27 protein-coding genes are annotated in these 18,964 nt (G+C 59.8%); 25 read left to right on the top strand and 2 right to left on the bottom strand.

Translation table 11 applies throughout. The annotated features are described in order from the left end of the window. The first annotated feature begins 149 nt into the window (after window positions 1–149). From LGH70_RS19580 to LGH70_RS19460, 25 genes are all read left to right on the top strand, one after another. On the top strand, window positions 150–1,259 hold the full coding sequence (locus LGH70_RS19580) for an ATP-dependent Clp protease proteolytic subunit (protein WP_226189226.1): 1,110 nt from the start codon (window positions 150–152) through the stop codon (window positions 1,257–1,259). 65 nt (window positions 1,260–1,324) lie between these two features. Continuing rightward, entirely contained in the window at window positions 1,325–2,416 is a 1,092-nt protein-coding gene (locus LGH70_RS19575) for a major capsid protein (RefSeq protein WP_226189223.1), read from the top strand. Between the two features lie 78 nt (window positions 2,417–2,494). Continuing rightward, window positions 2,495–3,115 (top strand): N-acetylmuramidase family protein, encoded by a 621-nt coding sequence (locus LGH70_RS19570; protein ID WP_226189220.1) that lies wholly within the window; start codon window positions 2,495–2,497, stop codon window positions 3,113–3,115. A 2-nt stretch (window positions 3,116–3,117) separates the two neighbouring features. After that, a complete protein-coding gene (locus LGH70_RS19565) occupies window positions 3,118–3,402 on the top strand; it encodes a hypothetical protein (RefSeq protein WP_226189217.1) in 285 nt (94 codons plus the stop codon). Further along, window positions 3,399–4,001, top strand: coding sequence for a hypothetical protein (locus LGH70_RS19560; RefSeq protein WP_226189214.1), 603 nt, complete (start codon window positions 3,399–3,401; stop codon window positions 3,999–4,001). Before LGH70_RS19565 ends, LGH70_RS19560 begins: the two co-directional genes overlap by 4 nt. Window positions 4,002–4,051: 50 nt before the next feature. Beyond that, a complete protein-coding gene (locus LGH70_RS19555; protein WP_226189212.1) occupies window positions 4,052–4,279 on the top strand; it encodes a hypothetical protein in 228 nt (75 codons plus the stop codon). Next, window positions 4,221–4,496: a hypothetical protein gene (locus LGH70_RS19550; RefSeq protein WP_226189210.1), complete on the top strand. Its 276-nt coding sequence runs from the start codon at window positions 4,221–4,223 to the stop codon at window positions 4,494–4,496. Before LGH70_RS19555 ends, LGH70_RS19550 begins: the two co-directional genes overlap by 59 nt. Window positions 4,497–4,649: 153 nt before the next feature. Continuing rightward, window positions 4,650–5,846 carry a DUF2586 family protein gene (locus LGH70_RS19545; protein ID WP_226189207.1) on the top strand — a complete coding sequence of 399 codons (1,197 nt, stop codon included), beginning with the start codon at window positions 4,650–4,652 and terminating at the stop codon, window positions 5,844–5,846. 12 nt (window positions 5,847–5,858) lie between these two features. After that, on the top strand, window positions 5,859–6,293 hold the full coding sequence (locus LGH70_RS19540) for a hypothetical protein (RefSeq protein ID WP_226189205.1): 435 nt from the start codon (window positions 5,859–5,861) through the stop codon (window positions 6,291–6,293). After that, window positions 6,284–6,586: a hypothetical protein gene (locus LGH70_RS19535; protein ID WP_226189203.1), complete on the top strand. Its 303-nt coding sequence runs from the start codon at window positions 6,284–6,286 to the stop codon at window positions 6,584–6,586. The genes LGH70_RS19540 and LGH70_RS19535 overlap by 10 nt, the downstream gene beginning before the upstream one ends. 212 nt (window positions 6,587–6,798) lie before the next feature. Further along, window positions 6,799–8,637, top strand: a complete 1,839-nt coding sequence (locus LGH70_RS19530) for a tape measure protein (RefSeq protein ID WP_226189200.1) — start codon at window positions 6,799–6,801, stop codon at window positions 8,635–8,637. Then, entirely contained in the window at window positions 8,637–9,266 is a 630-nt protein-coding gene (locus LGH70_RS19525; RefSeq protein WP_226189196.1) for a DUF6046 domain-containing protein, read from the top strand. The genes LGH70_RS19530 and LGH70_RS19525 overlap by 1 nt, the downstream gene beginning before the upstream one ends. Next, complete coding sequence (locus LGH70_RS19520) at window positions 9,266–10,234, top strand: hypothetical protein (RefSeq protein ID WP_226189193.1); 969 nt, start codon at window positions 9,266–9,268, stop codon at window positions 10,232–10,234. Before LGH70_RS19525 ends, LGH70_RS19520 begins: the two co-directional genes overlap by 1 nt. Beyond that, window positions 10,231–10,653, top strand: a complete 423-nt coding sequence (locus LGH70_RS19515) for a hypothetical protein (protein WP_226189190.1) — start codon at window positions 10,231–10,233, stop codon at window positions 10,651–10,653. The genes LGH70_RS19520 and LGH70_RS19515 overlap by 4 nt, the downstream gene beginning before the upstream one ends. A gap of 2 nt (window positions 10,654–10,655) precedes the next feature. Further along, window positions 10,656–10,850 (top strand): hypothetical protein, encoded by a 195-nt coding sequence (locus LGH70_RS19510; RefSeq protein WP_226189187.1) that lies wholly within the window; start codon window positions 10,656–10,658, stop codon window positions 10,848–10,850. Then, window positions 10,847–11,155: a hypothetical protein gene (locus LGH70_RS19505; protein ID WP_226189184.1), complete on the top strand. Its 309-nt coding sequence runs from the start codon at window positions 10,847–10,849 to the stop codon at window positions 11,153–11,155. Before LGH70_RS19510 ends, LGH70_RS19505 begins: the two co-directional genes overlap by 4 nt. Then, on the top strand, window positions 11,152–11,466 hold the full coding sequence (locus LGH70_RS19500) for a LysM peptidoglycan-binding domain-containing protein (RefSeq protein WP_226189181.1): 315 nt from the start codon (window positions 11,152–11,154) through the stop codon (window positions 11,464–11,466). Before LGH70_RS19505 ends, LGH70_RS19500 begins: the two co-directional genes overlap by 4 nt. A 9-nt stretch (window positions 11,467–11,475) precedes the next feature. Next, a complete protein-coding gene (locus tag LGH70_RS19495; protein WP_226189178.1) occupies window positions 11,476–13,029 on the top strand; it encodes a hypothetical protein in 1,554 nt (517 codons plus the stop codon). Next, window positions 13,029–13,880, top strand: coding sequence for a hypothetical protein (locus tag LGH70_RS19490; RefSeq protein WP_226189177.1), 852 nt, complete (start codon window positions 13,029–13,031; stop codon window positions 13,878–13,880). The genes LGH70_RS19495 and LGH70_RS19490 overlap by 1 nt, the downstream gene beginning before the upstream one ends. Beyond that, on the top strand, window positions 13,870–14,103 hold the full coding sequence (locus LGH70_RS19485) for a hypothetical protein (protein WP_226189175.1): 234 nt from the start codon (window positions 13,870–13,872) through the stop codon (window positions 14,101–14,103). Before LGH70_RS19490 ends, LGH70_RS19485 begins: the two co-directional genes overlap by 11 nt. A gap of 1 nt (window position 14,104) precedes the next feature. Further along, the gene (locus tag LGH70_RS19480; protein ID WP_226189174.1) at window positions 14,105–14,929 is read left to right on the top strand and encodes a hypothetical protein; all 825 of its coding nucleotides are present in this window, start codon (window positions 14,105–14,107) and stop codon (window positions 14,927–14,929) included. Next, window positions 14,922–15,479: a hypothetical protein gene (locus LGH70_RS19475; RefSeq protein ID WP_226189172.1), complete on the top strand. Its 558-nt coding sequence runs from the start codon at window positions 14,922–14,924 to the stop codon at window positions 15,477–15,479. The genes LGH70_RS19480 and LGH70_RS19475 overlap by 8 nt, the downstream gene beginning before the upstream one ends. Before the next feature lie 10 nt (window positions 15,480–15,489). Continuing rightward, window positions 15,490–16,335, top strand: a complete 846-nt coding sequence (locus tag LGH70_RS19470; RefSeq protein ID WP_226189171.1) for a hypothetical protein — start codon at window positions 15,490–15,492, stop codon at window positions 16,333–16,335. A 77-nt stretch (window positions 16,336–16,412) separates the two neighbouring features. Next, window positions 16,413–17,192, top strand: a complete 780-nt coding sequence (locus tag LGH70_RS23875) for a T9SS type A sorting domain-containing protein (protein WP_348533754.1) — start codon at window positions 16,413–16,415, stop codon at window positions 17,190–17,192. Window positions 17,193–17,431: 239 nt separating this feature from the next. Continuing rightward, window positions 17,432–17,686: a hypothetical protein gene (locus tag LGH70_RS19460; protein WP_226189170.1), complete on the top strand. Its 255-nt coding sequence runs from the start codon at window positions 17,432–17,434 to the stop codon at window positions 17,684–17,686. Window positions 17,687–17,733: 47 nt separating this feature from the next. Here LGH70_RS19460 and LGH70_RS19455 read toward each other — a convergent pair whose 3' ends face one another. Together LGH70_RS19455 and LGH70_RS19450 are read right to left on the bottom strand one after the other, a co-directional pair. Beyond that, window positions 17,734–18,243, bottom strand: a complete 510-nt coding sequence (locus LGH70_RS19455; protein WP_226189169.1) for a DUF6169 family protein — start codon at window positions 18,241–18,243, stop codon at window positions 17,734–17,736. Window positions 18,244–18,288: 45 nt separating this feature from the next. Further along, window positions 18,289–18,450, bottom strand: a complete 162-nt coding sequence (locus tag LGH70_RS19450; protein ID WP_226189166.1) for a hypothetical protein — start codon at window positions 18,448–18,450, stop codon at window positions 18,289–18,291. Between the last annotated feature and the right edge of the window lie 514 nt (window positions 18,451–18,964).

Genomic DNA, 18,964 nt, shown 5'->3' with positions numbered 1-18,964 from the left:
AAGTGCCTCAAATGTGGCCCTAATGCCGTTTTTCGTCAATTTTCAGAAGACAATCACGGCAAATTTTACCGTGAATAACGGGTTTCTGGTACCGTGTCTGTCCCCGCCAATTTGCCCCCTGCGCTGCATAGGGCAAGTTTTGGGGCACAATGGAGCGCGATTACAAACTGTTTGAGCCAATCGAGATGTGGCATGTGGCCCATCTCAGCACCTTTCTCTCCCAACTGGAGAGCAGCGGGGCCCGCACGGCTACCATCCGCATCAACTCCCCCGGCGGCTCCTGGATGGCTGGCCAGCTCATGCGTGTGCAGCTACTCAGCAGCAAACTGAAGGTCACAACCGTGAACGAGGGCCTGGTTGGCTCAGCGGCCACCCTGCTCTACGCCGCCGGCAACGTCCGCCAGTGCCAGCCCCACGCCAAGTTCATGATGCACCAGGTATCAAGTGAGCCGGGCTATGTGCAGGTAAAGGAGCTGAAAAAGGCCGTGGCTGCTCAGGAAGCCCTGAACCGCTCCACCGCCGAAATGTATGTGGTGGCCTCCAACAAGACGGTGGAGGAATGGGAGCAACTGATGGAGGCTGAAACCTGGCTCAGCGCAGAACAGGCCCACACAATGGAATTCTGCACGGAAGTGCTTCCGGCCAAACCTGGCCTCGTTGCCGCCGACGCCAGCATGGCTGCGGCCGACGTGCACAAATACTATATGTCACTCATTCCCCCAACAAACGAGATGAAACTCGACGAAGTGAAAAACGCACTGGCTCAAGCCGGCGTGACCCTGGCCGCTGACGCCATTGATGCCGACGTACTGGCTGCCATTGCCAAACTGAAAAACCAGGCTCCTACGCCCGAGGCGCCCGCGCCGAAGTCGGAAGATGACAACAACGAGCTGGCCAAGCTCCGCAAGAAAATCCAGGATCTGGAAGAGTCGCGCCAGTCCGACCAGCAGAAGCAAATCGAAAACGTGGTGAATTCGGCCATCAGCACGGGCAAGATTACGGCCACGCAGAAAGATACTTACACGTCGCTGCTGAAGGCGGACTTCACCAACACCACCAAAGCGCTGGACTCGATGCCCGGCCGCACGTCAACCGCCCAGCGCGCCAACTCGCAAGCCGCATCAGGTGCCGCCAACACCGCTCGCAACGATTGGGACTTCGACAAGTGGAGCAAGGAAGATGAGCGGGGCCTGCGCGAGATGAAGCGCAACGACCCCGACCAGTACCAGAATCTACTGACCAGTTCCGGCATCATCTAAGCCCTTTTCTCTCCAGCATCTACCAGGGCACGCCCTATCCGACTGTTTTACTTCTCTTATTTCTCATGAAAAATCTCCTTCTCATCGGTAAGCTGGCTATTGGCTTCCTGATTGCCCTGTTCGTGGGCGCCATCATCGGCTCGGCCATGGGCCTCAACCCGCTGCTCACCGGCGGCGTGGTATTCGGTGCCCAGGTGCTGCGCGCCTGCACCAAGCCGGTAGAAATGCCGGGCCTGGCCTTCGACGATGTGCTGACCAGCATTTTCACCCGGGACCTGCAGAAAATCCTGTTCCCGGATAACAGCTTCTACAAGCGCACCAAGAAGCTGAACACAGATTCGGATGCACCTGGTACTGCGGCGGCCTCCTATCAGATCCCGCAAGAGCTCCAGATGCCCGAGGGCATTACCGACCCGACTACGTTCCCTTTGCCCATTGAAGAGCTGGAAGGTGGTAACGAAATCGTGACGCTGAGCCTGCTGGCCACCAAGCCGACCCGCTTGGGTGACCGGGAGCAGTTGGAAACCAGCTACGACCGCCGCGCCAGCTTCCTGAGCCTGCACGCGGCTGTGCTCGACCAGATGGCTGCCGGCGTAGCCCTCAACCGCATGTCGCAAGTGGCCTCCGGGGCCATGGTACTGACCTCGGGTGACGCTGCCGCTGCTGCGCTGCCTGGCCTGACCGGCAACCGCAAGGCCGTAACCAAAAACGACATCATCAAGGCCTGCGAAATCCTCGACCGCACCGACATGCAGGGCAAGCGCTACGGCCTGGTGGGTGCGACCCATTACAGTGAGCTGCTCAAAATCGAGGGCTTCGTGGACTACGAGAAGACCGGCAACAAGTCGGCGCTGCTCACCGGTGCCCTCGGCTCGGTGATGGGCGTGGAGTGGTACAAGCGGAGCACCGCAGCCATTTTCACCGGTGCGGGCGTTGCCAAGGCGGTGGGCGCTGCTACTGCTGCCGACGACAACGAGGGTATGCTCATCTGGAATGAGAATGCCATCGGCCGTGTGGAGGGCGCTGTGAAAGTCTATATCAACGAAGCACAGGCGCAGTACCTGGGCGGCTTGATGAACAACGCCGTGCGCTTCGGCATGAAGCTGCTGCGCACCGACAAAAAGGGCGTGGTGGCCATTCGCCAGTCGGCTGTCTAAGCTCCAGCACGCAACGCTTAACCGCAAACCAGCGGCCACTCTTCGGGGTGGCCGCTTGTGGCGGCAAAAGCCTGTCCTATGAACCGCCTCACTCCCCTGCAGATCAAAAGTGCCGCCATGGCCGCCGGCTTCGAGCCGCGCACCGTGCAGGCCATCCTGAAGGTGGAAACCGGCGGCAGTGGCTACGACCTGACCACGGGCAAGCTGCTGATTCAGTTTGAACCCAGCTGGTTTCGGCGCAAACTCAGCAAAGCCCGGCTCCTGGAAATCGAGCGGGCCCGGCTGGCCCGCGCCGCCGGCACCGCCTCGACCATTCAACTGTCCCTGATTGCCGCCTGGGAAACCACCCAGGCCAACGGCGTGGAAGGCCAGAGACGCGAGTGGGAAGCCTTCAACGCGGCTTTTTCCATCGATAAGACGGCGGCTATGCTGTCAACCTCGTGGGGCTTGCCCCAAATGATGGGGTTCAACCATGCGGCCCTGGGCTTTGCCACGGTGGATGCGCTGGTGGATAGCTTCCGCGAAAGTGAAGCCAACCAGCTCGCCGGCATGCTCCGCTTTATCCAGAGCAAACCCGCCCTGGCCCGCGCGGTGAAAGCTAAGGATTGGGCGATGGTGGCATACTACTACAATGGGGCAGGCTATAAACAATTCAATTATGACCGCCGCCTCGCCGCGGCTTATGCTTCTGTATCGTGAGTGTGCAATCAACTAGTGAATGGGTGAAGTGGGCCCTGGGCGTCGCTCTGTTACTCAGCAGCGGCGCCTTTGGGTACGCCCTCAACACCGAGCACCGGCTCACGAGCACGGAGCAGGCCCTACAGGCGCACATCAATGAAGCCAAGGAAACCAAGGCTGATGTGTACCAGCGGCTCAACACCCAGGACCAGACCCAAAAGGAGGTGCTGCAAGCCGTCAACGACGTGAAAGTGGATATGGCTGCCATCCGTGGGGCCCTGGGCATACCTAAAGCATCCGCCAAATGAAAATCTTGTATTCCGCCCTTCTTAGCCTGGCCCTCTCCAGCTGCGCCGTCCTGCAGCAGCCCACGCCTCAGGAGAAACTGGCCACCCTCGTCGAACAGCATCCTGAGTTGACAGCCACGGAAACGATTCGTGTCGAGGTGCCAGTCGTCGTGCCCCAGGTCGAGTTTCGGACCCAATACGTGCCGGTGCGCGACACCCTCCGGGAGCAGCGGGAAAGCCTGCGCCTGGATTCGCTACTCCGCCACGTGGAGGCCTCCCTCGACAGCGCCCAGCGCGCCGCCGCCCGCCACCAGGTGATCAAATACGTGCAGAGCCGGCCGGTGCTCAACGACACGCTGTGTTTCGACACGCTGGGCGTCAAAGGCTGGGTGTGGCGCGAAGCAGATACCTACCAGGTCTGGGTGGTGCGCAAGGCCATCGAGGCCACCAGCAAAACCGACGTGGTGGCAACCAAGCTGGTGCCCTGCCCTGATGCTCCGGAATATCTGTGGTATGACCCGCGCGGCTGGCCCTGGTGGTGGTCATTCCTAGCCGGCCTCGTAGCGGGTGTTGGCTTCTGCCTTGTGATTTGCTCCCTCGTTTTACGCGCTACCCGATGAGAACCCTGCTTTCCAGCCTCTTCGTCCCCTTTGCCCGGCTACGGGCTGAGATGCCCACGTTCTGGCGGCGCGCCCAAAAACTGGCCCTGTTCGGCCTGGGCGTGATTGCCGCCCTCAAGCTGGAGCCAGAGCTCGTGCCCGACGTGGTGATGGGCTACCTCAAATACGCTTTTGTCTTTTTTACCACCGTCGCCGGTACGGCGCAATTCACCTGTAAGGATGGACCCGAATACCCCAACCCCCAAGAAAGCCCGCAAGGGCCGCAAATCCTCCCCTGAAGGCGCAGAAGCCACTACGGAGGCAGCTACCCCTGATTTCAGCTCGACGTTCGAAGCCAACCCCGCTGCCGAGGAACTCTACGTCACCAGCGACAACCAGGCATTTCTGAAAGAAGGCCCCGCCAAGTCTCACGCCAAATTCCTGGGCGACAATACCGTGTCGATTGTGACCCGCGACGATGCCGATGACGAGCCGGAAGAAGAAGAGGCCAACTAAGGCCGACGCTACCCGGGCCCGCGACACCCTGCAGCTGCTCGGTGTCGCGGTGCTCTATGGCACCGGGGATGGGGCCTACTTCACTACCCCCGAGGCCGCCACAGCCTACAATAGTGGCGACAGTTCAACCCTCATTACTTATACGCTCCCGTAATGGCTGACGTTTTGTTAAAAAAAGGCCGCGGCGGCCTGGGCCGGCAGCGCCCCACCGAGGACGGTATTTGTGGCTTGGTTACCCAGGGCATTGCCGTTGATGGTGGCCTGGAGCTCGGCACCGTCTACGAACTCCGCTCCCTGCGGCAGCTCGAAGCCCTGGGCGTGGATGCCGACTACGACACCACCAACAGTGCCGACCTGCACTACCACGTGTCGGAATTCTTCCGCATGAGCCAGGGCGGCGTGCTCTACCTGCTGGTAGTGGCCCGCACGGTCACGATGGCCCAGATGGCCGACAAAACCCTCACCCACGCCAAGCGTTTGCTCGTCGAAGCTGATGGGAAAATCAAGCAGCTGGCTATCTGCCTCGACTCGGCTGCCGGCTACACGCCGACCTCTATCGTCAATGGCCTCGATGCCGACGTGGTAGCCGCGCTGCCATTGGCTCAAGGCTTGGCCGCGCAGGAATTCATCGAGCACCGCCCGGTGCTCGTGCTGCTCGGCGGCCACGGCCTGGCGACCAACCTGGCCGGCGTGCTGGATCTGCGCGCCCAGAATGCCGAAAATGTGTGTGTCGTTATCGGTACGGACCACGTGACCAAGCCCGGCGTGCCGGCGGTGGGTACGCTGCTGGGTACGCTCAGCTTTGCCCAGGTGCACGAGGATATTGGCTGGCTCGACAAGTTCAACCTTGCCTCCGATGGCCGTTTCCTGAAAGCAGGCCTGGCCAACGGCGATGCCTTGAGCACCATCCTGCCGGCCGACCTGGGTGCCCTCGATAGCAAAGGTTACCTGTTCGCGCTGAAGCATACCGGCTTTGATGGCCTGTACTGGAATGACTCGCATACCTGCGCGCCCCTGGACAGCGACTATGCTTACATCGAGAACACCCGCACGCTTAACAAGGTGGCCCGCGTGGTGCGCCAGTCGCTGCTGCCCTCGCTCAAAGGCCCACTTCGGCTCACGGCCGATGGCCTGCTGCAACCTCAGGTGGTGGGTGATCTGGAGGCCAAAGGCAAAACTGCCCTGGACGCTAACATGGGCCGGGCCGGTGAATTCTCGGCCTGCGACGTGTACATCGACCCGGCCCAGGACGTGCTGGCCACCAGCCGGGTGGGGGTTGACTACTCTATCGTGCCGGTGGGAGTAGCGCGGGAAATCGTGGGTACCATCGGCTTTGTCAAAAGCCTTTAATCTCTCCTAGCAATGCCTGGACTCAACGACATTCAGCCGCTTATCAACGGTGTGGCCTATAGCTGGGCCGACATCAACGCCCAGATTCTGGGCAAAACCATGTACGGCATCACGGCCATTTCCTACGAGGATGACCAGGTGATGGAGGACAACTTCGGTGCCGGCATGATGCCCACCAGCCGCGGCTATGGTCAGCTCAAATCCAAAGCCTCCATCACCATCGAGGCCAAGGAATCCGAGCGCCTCGTGGAAGCCACGCCCACCGGCCGCATCCAGGACATTCCCCCGTTCCCCATCACGGTGGCTTATGTCAACCCCGCTAATAAAACTGTGACGCATAAGCTGATGAACTGCCAGTTCAAGGGCAATAAGCGCGACGTGAAAGCAGGCGACACCAAAATCGAAGTAGAACACGAACTCATCATTTCGCACATCCAGTGGAAGTAAACATCGAAGACCTCAAGAAAGAGCACGGCGACATTCACACGCTCACGCTCAACGACAAGTCTGGCCAGGTGGTGGCTACGGCCTACCTGAAAGATCCGGACCGCAACCAGGTGGCCCGGGCCATGTCGCTCATTGCCCAAACCAAAGTTTTCGAGGCTGGCGAGTTCCTGCTGGAAAACTGCCTGGTCGCCGGCGAAGACTCGATACTCAGCACTCCCAAGGTGAAAATGTCGGCCGCCATGCAGGCCGTGCAGCTGGTGGAGATGCTCGACGGGGAGCTTAAAAAAAACTAACGCCGCTGCCTATCGACGAGCGCGCAGGCAAAGATGGCCTGCGCAAAGCCGATGCGCTGATTAGCTACTACCTCCACATTCCGCATCCGGAAGCCCTTTCGGATGACGTGTGGCAGGACAAAGCCGGGCAAGCCAACTGGCTGCACCGGATCATTCAAGAACAACAGTAAGGGGAGCAGCCGCCACGGTGGCTCCCCTTCGCTTTTCCCTCTATGGCCAATCTCCTTTCCTACACCCTTAAAATCGTCGACTTATTCACGGCTCCGCTCCGCAAGGCAGCGGCAGATGGAGAGTCGTCGATGGGCCGGGTAACACGCGCGGCTCAGCGGGTGCAGGCGGCTACGACCAAGGCCGGCACGAGTGGAGCGGCTGCGGTGGGGAAGCTCGGTCAGGCTGCCCAGGGTGCCGCCGCCAAAGCGGTGCAGATGGGTAGCTCCTTTTCGGCCGCTAATCAGCGTATCCTGAGCACGAGCACCCGCGCCACCAGCAGCCTGAACGCGCTGGAGATAAAGCTCAACACGCTGAAAAACGAGCGACGTGTGGCCCTCAATCTCAACGACCTGGCCCTCGCCAACCGCGCCATTCAGGAAGTCGAGCAGAAGATGGACCAGCTGGAAAACCACGGCCGCCGCAGTGGTGGGGGCTTCGGCCTAGGTGGGCTTATGGGTGGCCTGGCCATTGCCGGCGGTGTGGCCGGCCTGATGGGTGGCGTGCGCGATACAGCCCAGATGCAGGGCATGAACAACGCCATCACCTTCGCCGCTGGCTCAGCGAAGGAAGGAGCTACCACGCTGCAGTTTTTGGACCGTAGCAGTGATAAGCTGGGCCTGAACCTGCTCAGTGCCACGGAGGGCTACCGTACGCTGGCCGGCTCGATGATGGGCACCAAGCTGCAGGGCGAAGGCACCCGGCGCATGTTTGAGCAGGTGGCCACCGCCACCACCGTGATGGGTGCCAGTGGCGACGACCAGAAAGGCGTGTTCCTGGCGCTGGGTCAGATCATGAGCAAGGGCAAGGTGCAGGCGGAAGAACTGCGCGGCCAGATTGGGGAGCGAATCCCGGGGGCCTTCAAAATTGCCGCCGATGCTATGGGCGTGAGCCAGGCCGCGCTCAACAAGATGATGGACGACGGCAAGCTCACCTCCGACGTGTTCCTGCCCAGGTTTGCCGCCCAGCTGCAGAAAGTCTTCGGTCCTGGCTTAGCGAAAGCGGTGAATTCTACCCAGGCCAATTTGAACCGCTTCGATAACGACTGGCTCAAAACCAAAACCATTCTGGTAGAGGCCCTGCTGCCTACGGTCATGGAGCTGATGGCTGGCGTGCGTAGCACGATGGAAGTGGTGCGCGCTGCTACGCAGTTTGTGCAGGAGCACGCCACAGCCTTCAAAGTGCTGGCCACCTTTATTCTGCCCGTCGTGGCCGGCGTGCTGGCCTACTCGGCCTATGTGCGCACCGCGGCTATGGTTACCGGGCTCTGGACGACGGCCCAAATGCTGCTGAACGGAGCGATGATGCTCAACCCCATCGGCTTGGTGGTGGCGGGCATTATGGCCCTGGTAGCGGGCGTGCTCTACTGCTGGAATAAGTTCGAAGGCTTCCGGGCCTTCCTCTACGGCTTCGCCTTTGGCGCTATGGAGCTGTTCAAGGGCCTGGGCAACGTGATTGCTGGCGCTTTTACCATCAACCCGATGCAGGTAGCCCGTGGTGTCGAGCAGCTGATGAACATCAGCAAGCGGTACCGGGAAGGCTACGGGAAAGGGGTTGAGTCGTTCCGTGGAGGCTCAAAAGTCGGCACCTCGCCCGACCAAGTACTTGGTGCCGCTGGCCCGACGCCTACCGGCGGTGGCGTGGGCCTGCCCGATGCCAAGGGCAAGAGTGGCGGCGCGACCGGGGCCGGTCGGGGCGTCACGCACATTACCATCAACATTCAGAGCCTGGGCCAGACGACTATTCACAGCACCTCCGTGCGCGAAGGCACCACCCAGATGAAAGAGAGCGTGCGCGGGGCCCTGCTCTCGGTGCTCAACGACGCTAACGCCATGACGACCTGATGCAGTACAATATCAACCTGCGCGCCCTGGCCGCTGAGGCTTTCGGCTACGCGCCCCTGATCCGCTATGAGTTGCCCGAGCAGCCCGAGCAGGAAGGCCCGTCGAAGGAACTCTACGGCACGCCCCTCCCGCCCGACTTCGAAGGCACCGGCCTGCTCGGCTTGCCCGTCTTCGCGCGGGTAGAATTTCTGGCCGCCGCCGGCTGGGCCCAGGTGGTGCTGAACGACCCGATTGTGGAAATCAGCCGCGACAAGCTCATCGTGACGACCGAAATCGAGGGCCGCGACGGGACCGTGAAGGAGTTCATCAGCAACGGCGACTATGCCGTGACCATCAAAGGGGTGCTGGCCAGTGACCCACACGACGGCCGCTATGCCCGGCGCTACCCTACCCGGGAAGTGCAGGCGCTCCAGGCAATCATCAACGCTAAGGAAGCTTTGCCCGTGACGGGGCGGCTGTTCAAGCTGCTGGGCATTCGCAACCTGGTGATAAAGGGCCACTCGTGGCCGTCGCTGCCGGGCTTCACCAACCTGCAGGCCTACGAGCTGCGCTGCCTCAGCGACGAGGCCATCGAATTACAAACCGCTACCCTGCCCGCCCTGGGCTTCGCTTTCTCGCCGACGACCTAATGCTCCGCCTCACCTGCCAACTCACCATCGGGCGCTTTACCCTGGATTTCGTCAACGAGATCCAGATCGAAAGCTCCTGGCAGCAGCTCACCGACACCTGCACGCTGAAGCTTCCGCGCCGCGCCCTGGTGCTGGGGGGCAAGCTGCTGCCCGACGCGTTACGGGTGGGCGACCGGGTGGAGGTGAAATACGGCTACGATGGCGTGCTGCGCACCGAGTTTGCTGGCTACATCGTGGGCGTGAAGACGGGGCCACCGGCCGAAATCCAGTGTGAGGATGAAATGTACCTACTCAAGCGCAAGCCGCTGACCCACTCGTGGCGGGCAGTGTCGCTACAGGGATTACTGGAGTATATCCGCACCCAGGCCGGCCTGTCGTTCGGCATCGAGACACTGGGCGCGGCCGATCTGGGCAAATTCACCATCAACCAGGCCACGGGCGCCCAGGCCCTCGACGCGTTGCGCAAGGACTACGGCATCCGCAGCTTTTTCCGGGCCGGGGTGCTCATCGCCGGCGACCCCTACCAGGCGGTGGCCACGGCCCCGCGCCATCTGCTCACCTTCGGCGGCAACGTCATCACCAACGATTTGCAGTACGTGCGGGCTTCCGACGTGCGCATCAAGGTGCGGGCCATCAGCCACATTGAGGGCAAGAAACGGGGCCGCAAGCGCATCGTGAAAGAATTCGGGGATATCCTCGATGGGGAGCTGCGCACGCTCAATTTCGTGGGTGTGGCCGAGGCCGACCTGGAGGCCCGCGCGAAAGCCGAGCTGGCCCGCCTGCGCTTCGACGGCTACCGGGGCACGCTCACCACGTTCGGGGCGCCCTACGTGGAGCATGGCCACGTGGTGGTGATTCAGGACCCGCTGTATCCGGAACGGGAAGGGGCCTACGCGGTGGATAAGGTAGTCAAGACATTCGGCGTGGGCGGCAGCCGGCGCGTCATCACACTAGGGCCAAAAGCATGAGCGAGTTAAAAGACGAATTCGAGCGAATGGTGAACGGCCAGATTCCGGTGGCCGTCATCAGTGGTACGGTAACAGCCGTGCGGCCGGAAGAGGATACCTGCGACGTGCAGCCCGATAATGGGGATGCCCTGGTGCTCGATGTGGCGCTGCTCAACGGCATCTACCCGGCGGTGGGTGCCGAGGTGCTCATCGGGCTGGTGGAAAACCGGCTCGTCGATACCTTCCTCATTTCGGCCGACAAGGTGACGCACTTCCGCCTGGCCACCGAGCAGGAGAGTTTCCTCACCTGGGCCCAGGACGTGCTGCAGGCCATCATGCAGCTCACCGTGACGACGGGTACCGGCCAGAGCGGCCCTCCCATCAACCTGCCCGCCTTCCAGCAGCTGGCCCAGCGCCTGCCCAACCTCTTTGTAAAGTAGCCATGCCCCTGAACACCCCGCAGCTCGAAACCTCCATCCTAAGCATCCTCGACGACCAGGCCCAGCGCACCGACAACCCGGCGCAGGCCCGCAAGGACTTCGCCCACCAGCTGGCCGTGGCCATCACGGCCCACATCAAAACCGGTACCGTCACCACCACCGGCTCGGCCACTACGCAAACCGGCACCATCCTATGAAGAGCCTCGATATTTTGCTCGATGAGTCGTTTGACCTGGCTGTATCGGCCCAGGGAGATTTCGTGCTGGGCGAGTCAGAGGCGCAGCACGTGGATCTGCTGCTCCAGAGCCGGCAAGGCGACTGGCGCGAAAACCCGCTCGTGGGCGTGGGCATTGCCCGCTACCTGAAGGCACCCTATGGCCCCGCGCAGGCTGCTGTTCTGGGCCGGGAAATTTCCGTGCAGCTGGAGCGAGACGGGCTGCAAGTACTGGAGCTCGACGTGGCCGACCTGTCCGACTTCAAACTCAACGCCGAACGACTATGATTCAGGTAAGCGACGGGCAAAGCCTGCTCGACATCTGCCTGCAGGAGCTGGGCACGGTGGCCGTAGCGCCCGAGTTGGCCACGGCCAACGGTCTACGCATCACATCGGCACTTCAGGCCGGGCAGCGCCTGGTGATTCCTGCGAGCCTAGCCAGCCGCCCGGATATAGCCGCCTACTTCGCCAGCCGGCAGCAGCGCATCAATACCGGCCAGGGCAGTGAGCTGCTGCCTGTCGGTCCCGACCCCGAACCGGTGGAGGAAGGGCCGCAGCAGTGGGACAACGCCGAATGGCTTCATCTACAATGGTTTTAATACAGAATAATGGCAGCTTCTAACCCTATCGGCATTACGCAACCCCTGATGCTCCAGCTCCAGCTGCTGGCGCGTCAGGTTTTCCGGCCATTCAACCCCGCGAACCCAGAGAATAAGGTCCGGACGGAGGAAGTGCTGGCCTACGAAGAGGCGCTAATAGCGGCCCTCTTTACCGTCACGCACGCCAATGAAATCCTGTCTGGTGCTGGAGCACCGGTCGCCTCCCTGGGCAGCTTGAACGATGTGTACCTGAACGAAACCACCGGCGACCTGTCGCGCAAGCAGGCAACAGGCTGGGTGTACAAGTTCACCATGCGGGGCAAGGATGGCAAAACGCCGGTGAAGGGCAAAGACTATTTCGACGGGGAGCCCGGCTATACGCCCATCAAGGGGGTGGACTACCGGGACGGGGAAAATGGCTATACGCCCATCAAAGGGGTGGACTACCAGGATGGTCAGAACGGAGCCGATGGCAATACCATCAATTGGCAATCCTACGCCCCGACCAATGCCAACCCGGGCCGGACGGGGGATGCCTGGTACCACCTGCTGAGTGAAACCCAGTACGCCCTCTACGAGTGCGTGGGCCGGCCAGAGCTGAGCAACGGCACGGATGAATTCGATATCTGGCGCCTGCGCTTCACTGCCAGTGCTGCCCCCACCGGCGAGGTGCCCGTGGCGGGGGATGCCATGCTCCGGTCAGTGTACGACCCGAACAACGACGGCAAGATTTCGGCGGCGCTGATTGAGCCCACCGCCTCCCGGATGTTCGTGGAGGATACGCAGATCCAAAGCTGGGATGCCCGCGAAGAAAGCGCCAAGAAAGGGCAGCCCGGTGGCTACGCCGGCCTGGACGACAACGGCAAGGTGCCGGCTGAGCACTTACCCGGTGCCGTGACCGGTGGCGACATGATGGCCGCCACCTACGACCCGGACGGCGACGGCAAATTCAGCCCCGGGCAGATTGTGACCACCGCGGCTGCCCGGTTTGTGTCCGATGCGGAAAGGAACACCTGGAACGGCAAGCAGGGCGCGGCGGAGAAAGGCCAGCCCAACGGCTACGCCGCCCTCGATGCGACGGGCAAGGTGCCGGCGGATCAGCTCCCGGAGGCCACCGTGGGCGGTGACATGCTGGCCAGCACCTACGACCCGGACGGGGATGGCAAATTTGCCCCGGCCCAGATTCTGACCTCCGCTACAGCGCGTTTCGTGACCGACGCGGAAAAGGCATCCTGGAACGGCAAGGCTCCCGCTGACGTGCTGTCGGCCATGGGCTATGCCGCGTCGGTCACGGTGGACTTTGCCACCGATAACGTGCGCAACCTCGTGCTGGCGGGCAACCTGACGATTTCGGGCACGAGCAACCGGGGCAATGCCCGGCAGAAGATGATCCGCATTATCTGCGACGCCAGTAGCCGTACGCTGGCCTTTCCGGCCGGGTGGGACTGGCTGGGCGAGGGAGCGCCGGCCGCCCTACCCGCCAACAAGAAAGGCATCCTGAGTTTGTACTGCTTCGGCCCGCTGGAAAGCGACGTGACGGCCGTGTTTTCCCTGGTGAAATAATGACGAGCGCGTTTTCCATTCTTAACCCGGGCTTTCACCCGGCCACGGTATTCGACGCCGACGCCCGGGCCTTTCTGCAGGCGGCAGGCATCGTATACGGGGGCATCTACTACCCGGATACCCCGTACGAAATTGGCGGCTCGGGCCTGTGGAGCGCCCTGAACCGGTTGGTAAAAGGCCTCAAGGATTCCGGCGTGTGGTGGAAGCTGGGCTTTTGGTATCCGCTGATTGGCGGCACCGCCTTCAGCCACAAATGGAACCTGCGGGACCCGCGCGATACGAACGATGCGTTCCGGCAGGAATTTGTGGGTAGCCCGCTGCACGCGGCCACCGGCATCGACTGGAACGGCACCACACAGTATGCCCTGAGCCACTTGACGCCCGCGGGCGTTTCGACGGAGGAAACCGGCGTGGCCATGGGCTATTACAGCCGGGAGGACATTATTGCCCCGGGTGAAATCGACATGGGCAGCAACAACACGCCTTCTCAAAGTTTGCTGCTGGTGACCAAGGGCACCGATGGCCGACCGGCGGCGCGCAATGCCGGCTCCAGCATGTACGGGGAAGCCGGCCCGGGCTACGGCCATTTTATGACCAGCTCGTTTGGCACCGGCACGCCGGCGGCCCTGTACCGGGATACTGTGCAACTGGTTTCGCAGCCCTTCGAGGGCCTACTGCCCACCAACATTCTCACCATCGGGGGCCTGCTGATTTTCGACGTGCTCTACGGCACCACCCGGGAGTGCGGCACCGCCTGGTATGCCAAGCAAGGCCTCACACCGGTAGAACTGGCCGCCATCGAGCAGCTCAACAGAGAGTTTCAACTAGCCCTCAATCGATATGTTGTCTAACTACTACGCCGTGGTTTCAGCCAGTTTCGCCACCCGCTTCGCCGGCTACGTGAACGGCCAAAACACCTTCCGGGCCACCCGCTCCATTGATGGCCGCTACGTGTGTGCCCTGTGCAGCCTGCTCGACTTCCCGGAAATCTTCGCTGATACCACCATCACCATCACCACGCTCGGGGCGGTGGACTTCCCGGTGCATCCTCCTTTTCACTCTCTGACGATTTAAGATGGCCCGCACGATACCCGAAATCTTTGATTCTATCCAGGTGGCCCGCGCCACCAGTCCCGAGCTGGCCGCGCTGAGCTCGCCCTCCGCGACAGCCCTGCACCGGCTGTGGGCCTACGTGGTGGCCACGGTGCACCACTTTCACGAGGTGCTCATGGATGGGCTCCGGGCCGATGTCGATACGGCCATTGCCAATAACCAGTACGGCACGCCAACCTGGTTTCAGCGGCAGGTGCTGCTGTTTCAACTCAACGACACGCTGGAGGTGCGCAACAACATCATTCAGTATAAGGTGGGCTCCACCGGTGCCCGCATCGTGACACGGGCCGCGGCCAAGGAGGATACCAAAGGCAAGCTCATTATCAAGGTCGCCGGCCTGGGCACCACGGCCGACACGCTTCGGGGCCTGACGGATGAGGAACAGGTACAGGTGTTTTCCTACCTGGACCGCATCCGGCCGGCTGGTGTGAAAATCAGCCTGGTGAGCCGGGAAGCCGACCGCCTGCAGCTCCACGGCCAGGTGTACTACGACCCGTTGCGCGACCTGGAGGGCCAGATAAAGCCGGCGCTGCGGGCGGGCCTGACCACCTACACCAAGGCCTTAGACTTTGCCGGCGTGCTCTACAAAGCCAAGCTGGTAGACGAGTTTCAGAAAGTGCCCGGCATCATTGACCAGGACATTGTGGAGGCATCCATTCGGCTGGGCAATGACCTGCCCGTAGTATTCGACCGCGTGTGGGAAACCCGAGCGGGCTATGTAGTAGAAGAAGATGAGTCCGGCCTGAGCTGGCTCGACACCCTGGAATTCATCCCCTACAATGGCTAACCCAAACAAGACGATTAGCAAGCTGCCCAGCGACGCCGGCACGCAGCTGGAGGTGCCGGCGCTGGTGCGGGACCTGCTGCCTTCTTTCCTGAGGCGCCCGCGCATGGTCGCCTGGCTGCTCTGCCTGCTCCGTCCAGTAGTCGAGCTCAACCAGCAGCTGCAGAGCTATGCCCAGCGCGTGCGCGTGCTGCTCAGCTACAACTCGCAGACGCTGCTGTTTGAGAAGGCGCTGAATGACACGTTCGATCCGGCCTTGCGCCGGATCTACATCGAGAACAATGATGTGGACGTGCAGCCACTCTTTCTCTCTTTCAAGGTAGAGGCACAGCCACCGATACCAGTCTGGTTCGAAGCCGAGCCCGACCGCACCCAGCGGTTTTTGCGCTTTACCCGGGAGGCCGTCGCTGCCGGGTTCACGGTCTTTGTACCGGCTTCCTTGCTACCCGATGCCAGCGATGCCGCCGGCACCAGGGCTTACTACGCCAGACTCGACGCCTTCATCGTGCGCTACAAGCTGGCCACCATTCAACACACGACAGTTTTCTTTTAAGCGCTTTCCTATGCAAATGTTACAAGCCGACATTAACGGCCGCGAAATCACCAACGATGACCTGATCGTACCCCAACAGGAAATCTACACGGCCATGAGTGCTCAGTTTTTGGGCAATGGCTCCTTCGTCCTGGAGGGCTGCAAAGTCACTCCTGCCGGCCCGAATGCTTATAATATTGGTAGTGGCATCGTATTCCTGGGCGGGCAGATTGTGCGGTTCGTGGGGGCCAGTAACCAGGTGCTGCCGGCGGAGCTGGTGCTTGGGCCGGTGGAAGCCATCCAGGAACGGGCCTATGCCGATGGCTCCAGTCGGGCCGGTATCGTGGAACAGCAAGCTCTCTGCCGGGAGGCATCGGCGGAACCCGTCAGCAAGATTCCCGTGCTGGCGACCGGCACTAAAACGTGGTGGCACGTGCAGCAGGCGCGGCTACGGGCCAAATCCGAAATTCAGTGGCTGGCCGAGTGGAATAGCGACGACTACGAGAATGGGTTGGGTAAGTATGGGACGGAGGCCTACGGCTGGGCCCGGGCCGACGGGAACAATGGCACGAAAAATATCAGGTCGCGTGTTGCGGTGGCTCTCGATGCGGCCGATCCGGATTACGATACCATTGGCAAAACCGGGGGCGTAAAGACGGTCACGCTGACGGCGGCCCAGATGCCGAATCACGTGCACCGGCAGCGGGATTCGTATTCGCCTAATGGGCCTAATGATGGTAGCGTTACGCTGAAAGGAGGAGTAAAAGGTGGTGAAGGACCAGCCATGTTCCAGACGGACCCTGCCGGTGGTGGACAAGCACACGAAAACCGCCAGCCGTTCATCACTCTGGCAGCTCGCCAGTGGATCGGGCTCTAGTCCACAGCTTTTAGCATGAGATGACTTAGGGTGAATATTACAAATGCATAGCTTTGCGCTTCACTCTAAGTCATTTTATGAAAAGACTATTTACTCTCATTCTTTCGTTTTCCGCTTTTGCCGCCAGTGCTCAAATAACTTTTGAGAAAGAGTACACTCGTAACAGTGGCAGCTACGTGACTCCTATTAAGCTGTCTACTGGTGCCGTAAAGTATGTTTTGACGGTGGATAACGACCCTGCTGTTCGACTTTACAATCAAGACCATTCTCTGTTTCGACAAGTCACTTTACCAACAGCACTGCTGAGTAGCAACTTTTACATTGAGCTAGTAAGTGACAAGCTCTTCAATCAAGATGCAGCACTGGAGTTCGGCATTAAGGTTTCAACCCCAACGTACTCAAATACAGCATACAAAGTAATTACAGAAGCTGGTACGTTACTAGCCAGCATTGATTCTGTGTCGTCAGTAGAGTTTTTTAACTCTCCCTTGGGGACTAAGATGATCGTTGACCGTAATTACAACATAAAGCGGACTAAGGAAGGCCCTAGGTTTTATAGCATAGGTGGCACGTACACACCACTTAAAGCGTCCACCAAACTGGATGAACTCACAGCCTCCCCCTACCCCAACCCAGCCGCTGAATCTATCCGCCTACCTTACTTGGTGAAGAAAGGCGAGGTGGCCACGCTCGACGTGCTCAACATGACAGGCCAAGTGGTGAAGTCGTACCAGGTCGACGCGACGTTTGACCACCTGCAGCTCAGCGCACGGGAGCTACCCGCCGGCACCTACGTGTACCGGGTAACCTCGGCCACTGGAGCCACTGCCGGTAAGAAGTTTGTTGTGAGCCGATAAGCCACTATATATTTGCCTTGCCCAGAATTCACAGAGGTGTGCACTGGGCAAAGCCTATTGTAGCAAAAAGCCCCGGCGCAGGTCGGGGCTTTTTCGTTTCTTGCCTATATGGGCCGCTACTCTCCCTACAACGACTACGAAGACCCAGACACCCCACCGTGGTGGATGAAAGTGCTTGGTGTGGCCCTGCTCATCGGGCTGGCTCGCCTATTGATGTGGCTTTATCCATAACTACTCTGATGCCCCTCTCCCACTATGCTTTCCGCGCCCTGCCCTTCGAGGATCGGCTCAAAGCCATCTGGGCTGAGGGCACCTTCCTGGCCACGCGCTGGGAGGAAGACGATGCCGTGAACCTCTACCACATGGGCACCTTCTTCGCCGAGGTGTACTATGACCCAGAGAGCAACGAGATGCTGCGCACACGCGCGTTTACCAGCACGCGGTGCCTAGAAGACTATGCGGCGTATGTCAAGCTGCATGACTTGGAAGCATGAAAAAGCCCCGCATTCTTTCGAAGCGGGGCTCGAATACCAAAGTGAAATTAGGCTGCCTGAGTCTTGATGTCTGTGAACATCATCACTGACTCTACAAAGTGCTCCTGAATAACACCGCGCATTGGATGATCCTTGTGGATAAAGTACCCGCCTAAAGTCGGGTGTTCATCCTCTGAAGGTGCTGGTATAGAGAATGGCCAGTAGTAATACTGCTTCTGGGGGTCTTCCTCGTTATGCCACCGCTCAAAGGTTATCTGTCTTTTGTGATGCTTGCCATCATTTGAATCACAAGTGAAGCATAACACACGCTCAGAGTCTTTCGCCAGAAAATCACGGATAATTTGGCGTAGCGTCGCTTTTACACGGTAATCAGAGGGAGGGAGAAAGTCACACGCTTCATGATTAGCCACGAATGAAAACGTAAATATCAAGCCATCGATTTCCGGTGCCTCTGAGGTAGGGACAGCCAGAAAGTAGGCTTGATATTGTACTGAGTGTTGGGTTACGAAGGAATAAGTAGAGCCTTCTTCTACTGTGATTGAGTACGGGTCAAACATCGGACACTACGGCTATCAGCACTTACCCCGTACTTAATCAGTGGCTTAGGATACAACAAAGTTGTAGCCGGCCTCTTTCAGCTTGCTCACTTGGCCACTACGAATAGCTGCATCAGCAGCTTTCTTCATTTTCAAGATGGTGCTGATGACATTCGCACCGCGAGCAGCAGGCTGATTAGCTTGCTGGGTGTTGAAGTCAGTTGACATGACTAGCGGTTTTTAAACGGTTTTTCTATAACCGTTGGTTACAATTATGACAAATGTAGCAGGTTCAGGTTATAACGCAATAGCTTTTTTTCAGGTTCGGCTAGTACACCCTTTTTGTAGTAAAGGAAATGTTTTAGTCAGAATGCTAGGAAGTTAGCAAGCAACATCTATAACCAGATGTTAGGCCCGTTACAAGTATAGCGATTTGTTATATAGCATCTGTCACTCGTGGACCAACGATGGGTTTGTAGGGATGAATACCCGGTTATGTGGTACTGAATGAGAGAAGATGTCACTCGCCTACAAAGAGAATCCAAGTACAGTACAGGGATTCGCATCCATACTACTTTGCTTACATCCCAACAAAAGGATCCGAATTGTACGACCAGCTTGTGCGTATCTGCTTAAGCAGATACGCACAAGCTGGTCGTAGGTTACGTCATTGCAAAAAAAGACCACGATACGGAAACCGTGCACTGGAGGGGCCCGTAGACCTGACTAGTCAGGTCTACGG

This window comes from Hymenobacter nitidus (assembly GCF_020447315.1).
In the GTDB taxonomy this organism is placed as follows: domain Bacteria; phylum Bacteroidota; class Bacteroidia; order Cytophagales; family Hymenobacteraceae; genus Hymenobacter; species Hymenobacter nitidus.
This window is presented reverse-complemented; position numbering and strand designations above follow the sequence as displayed.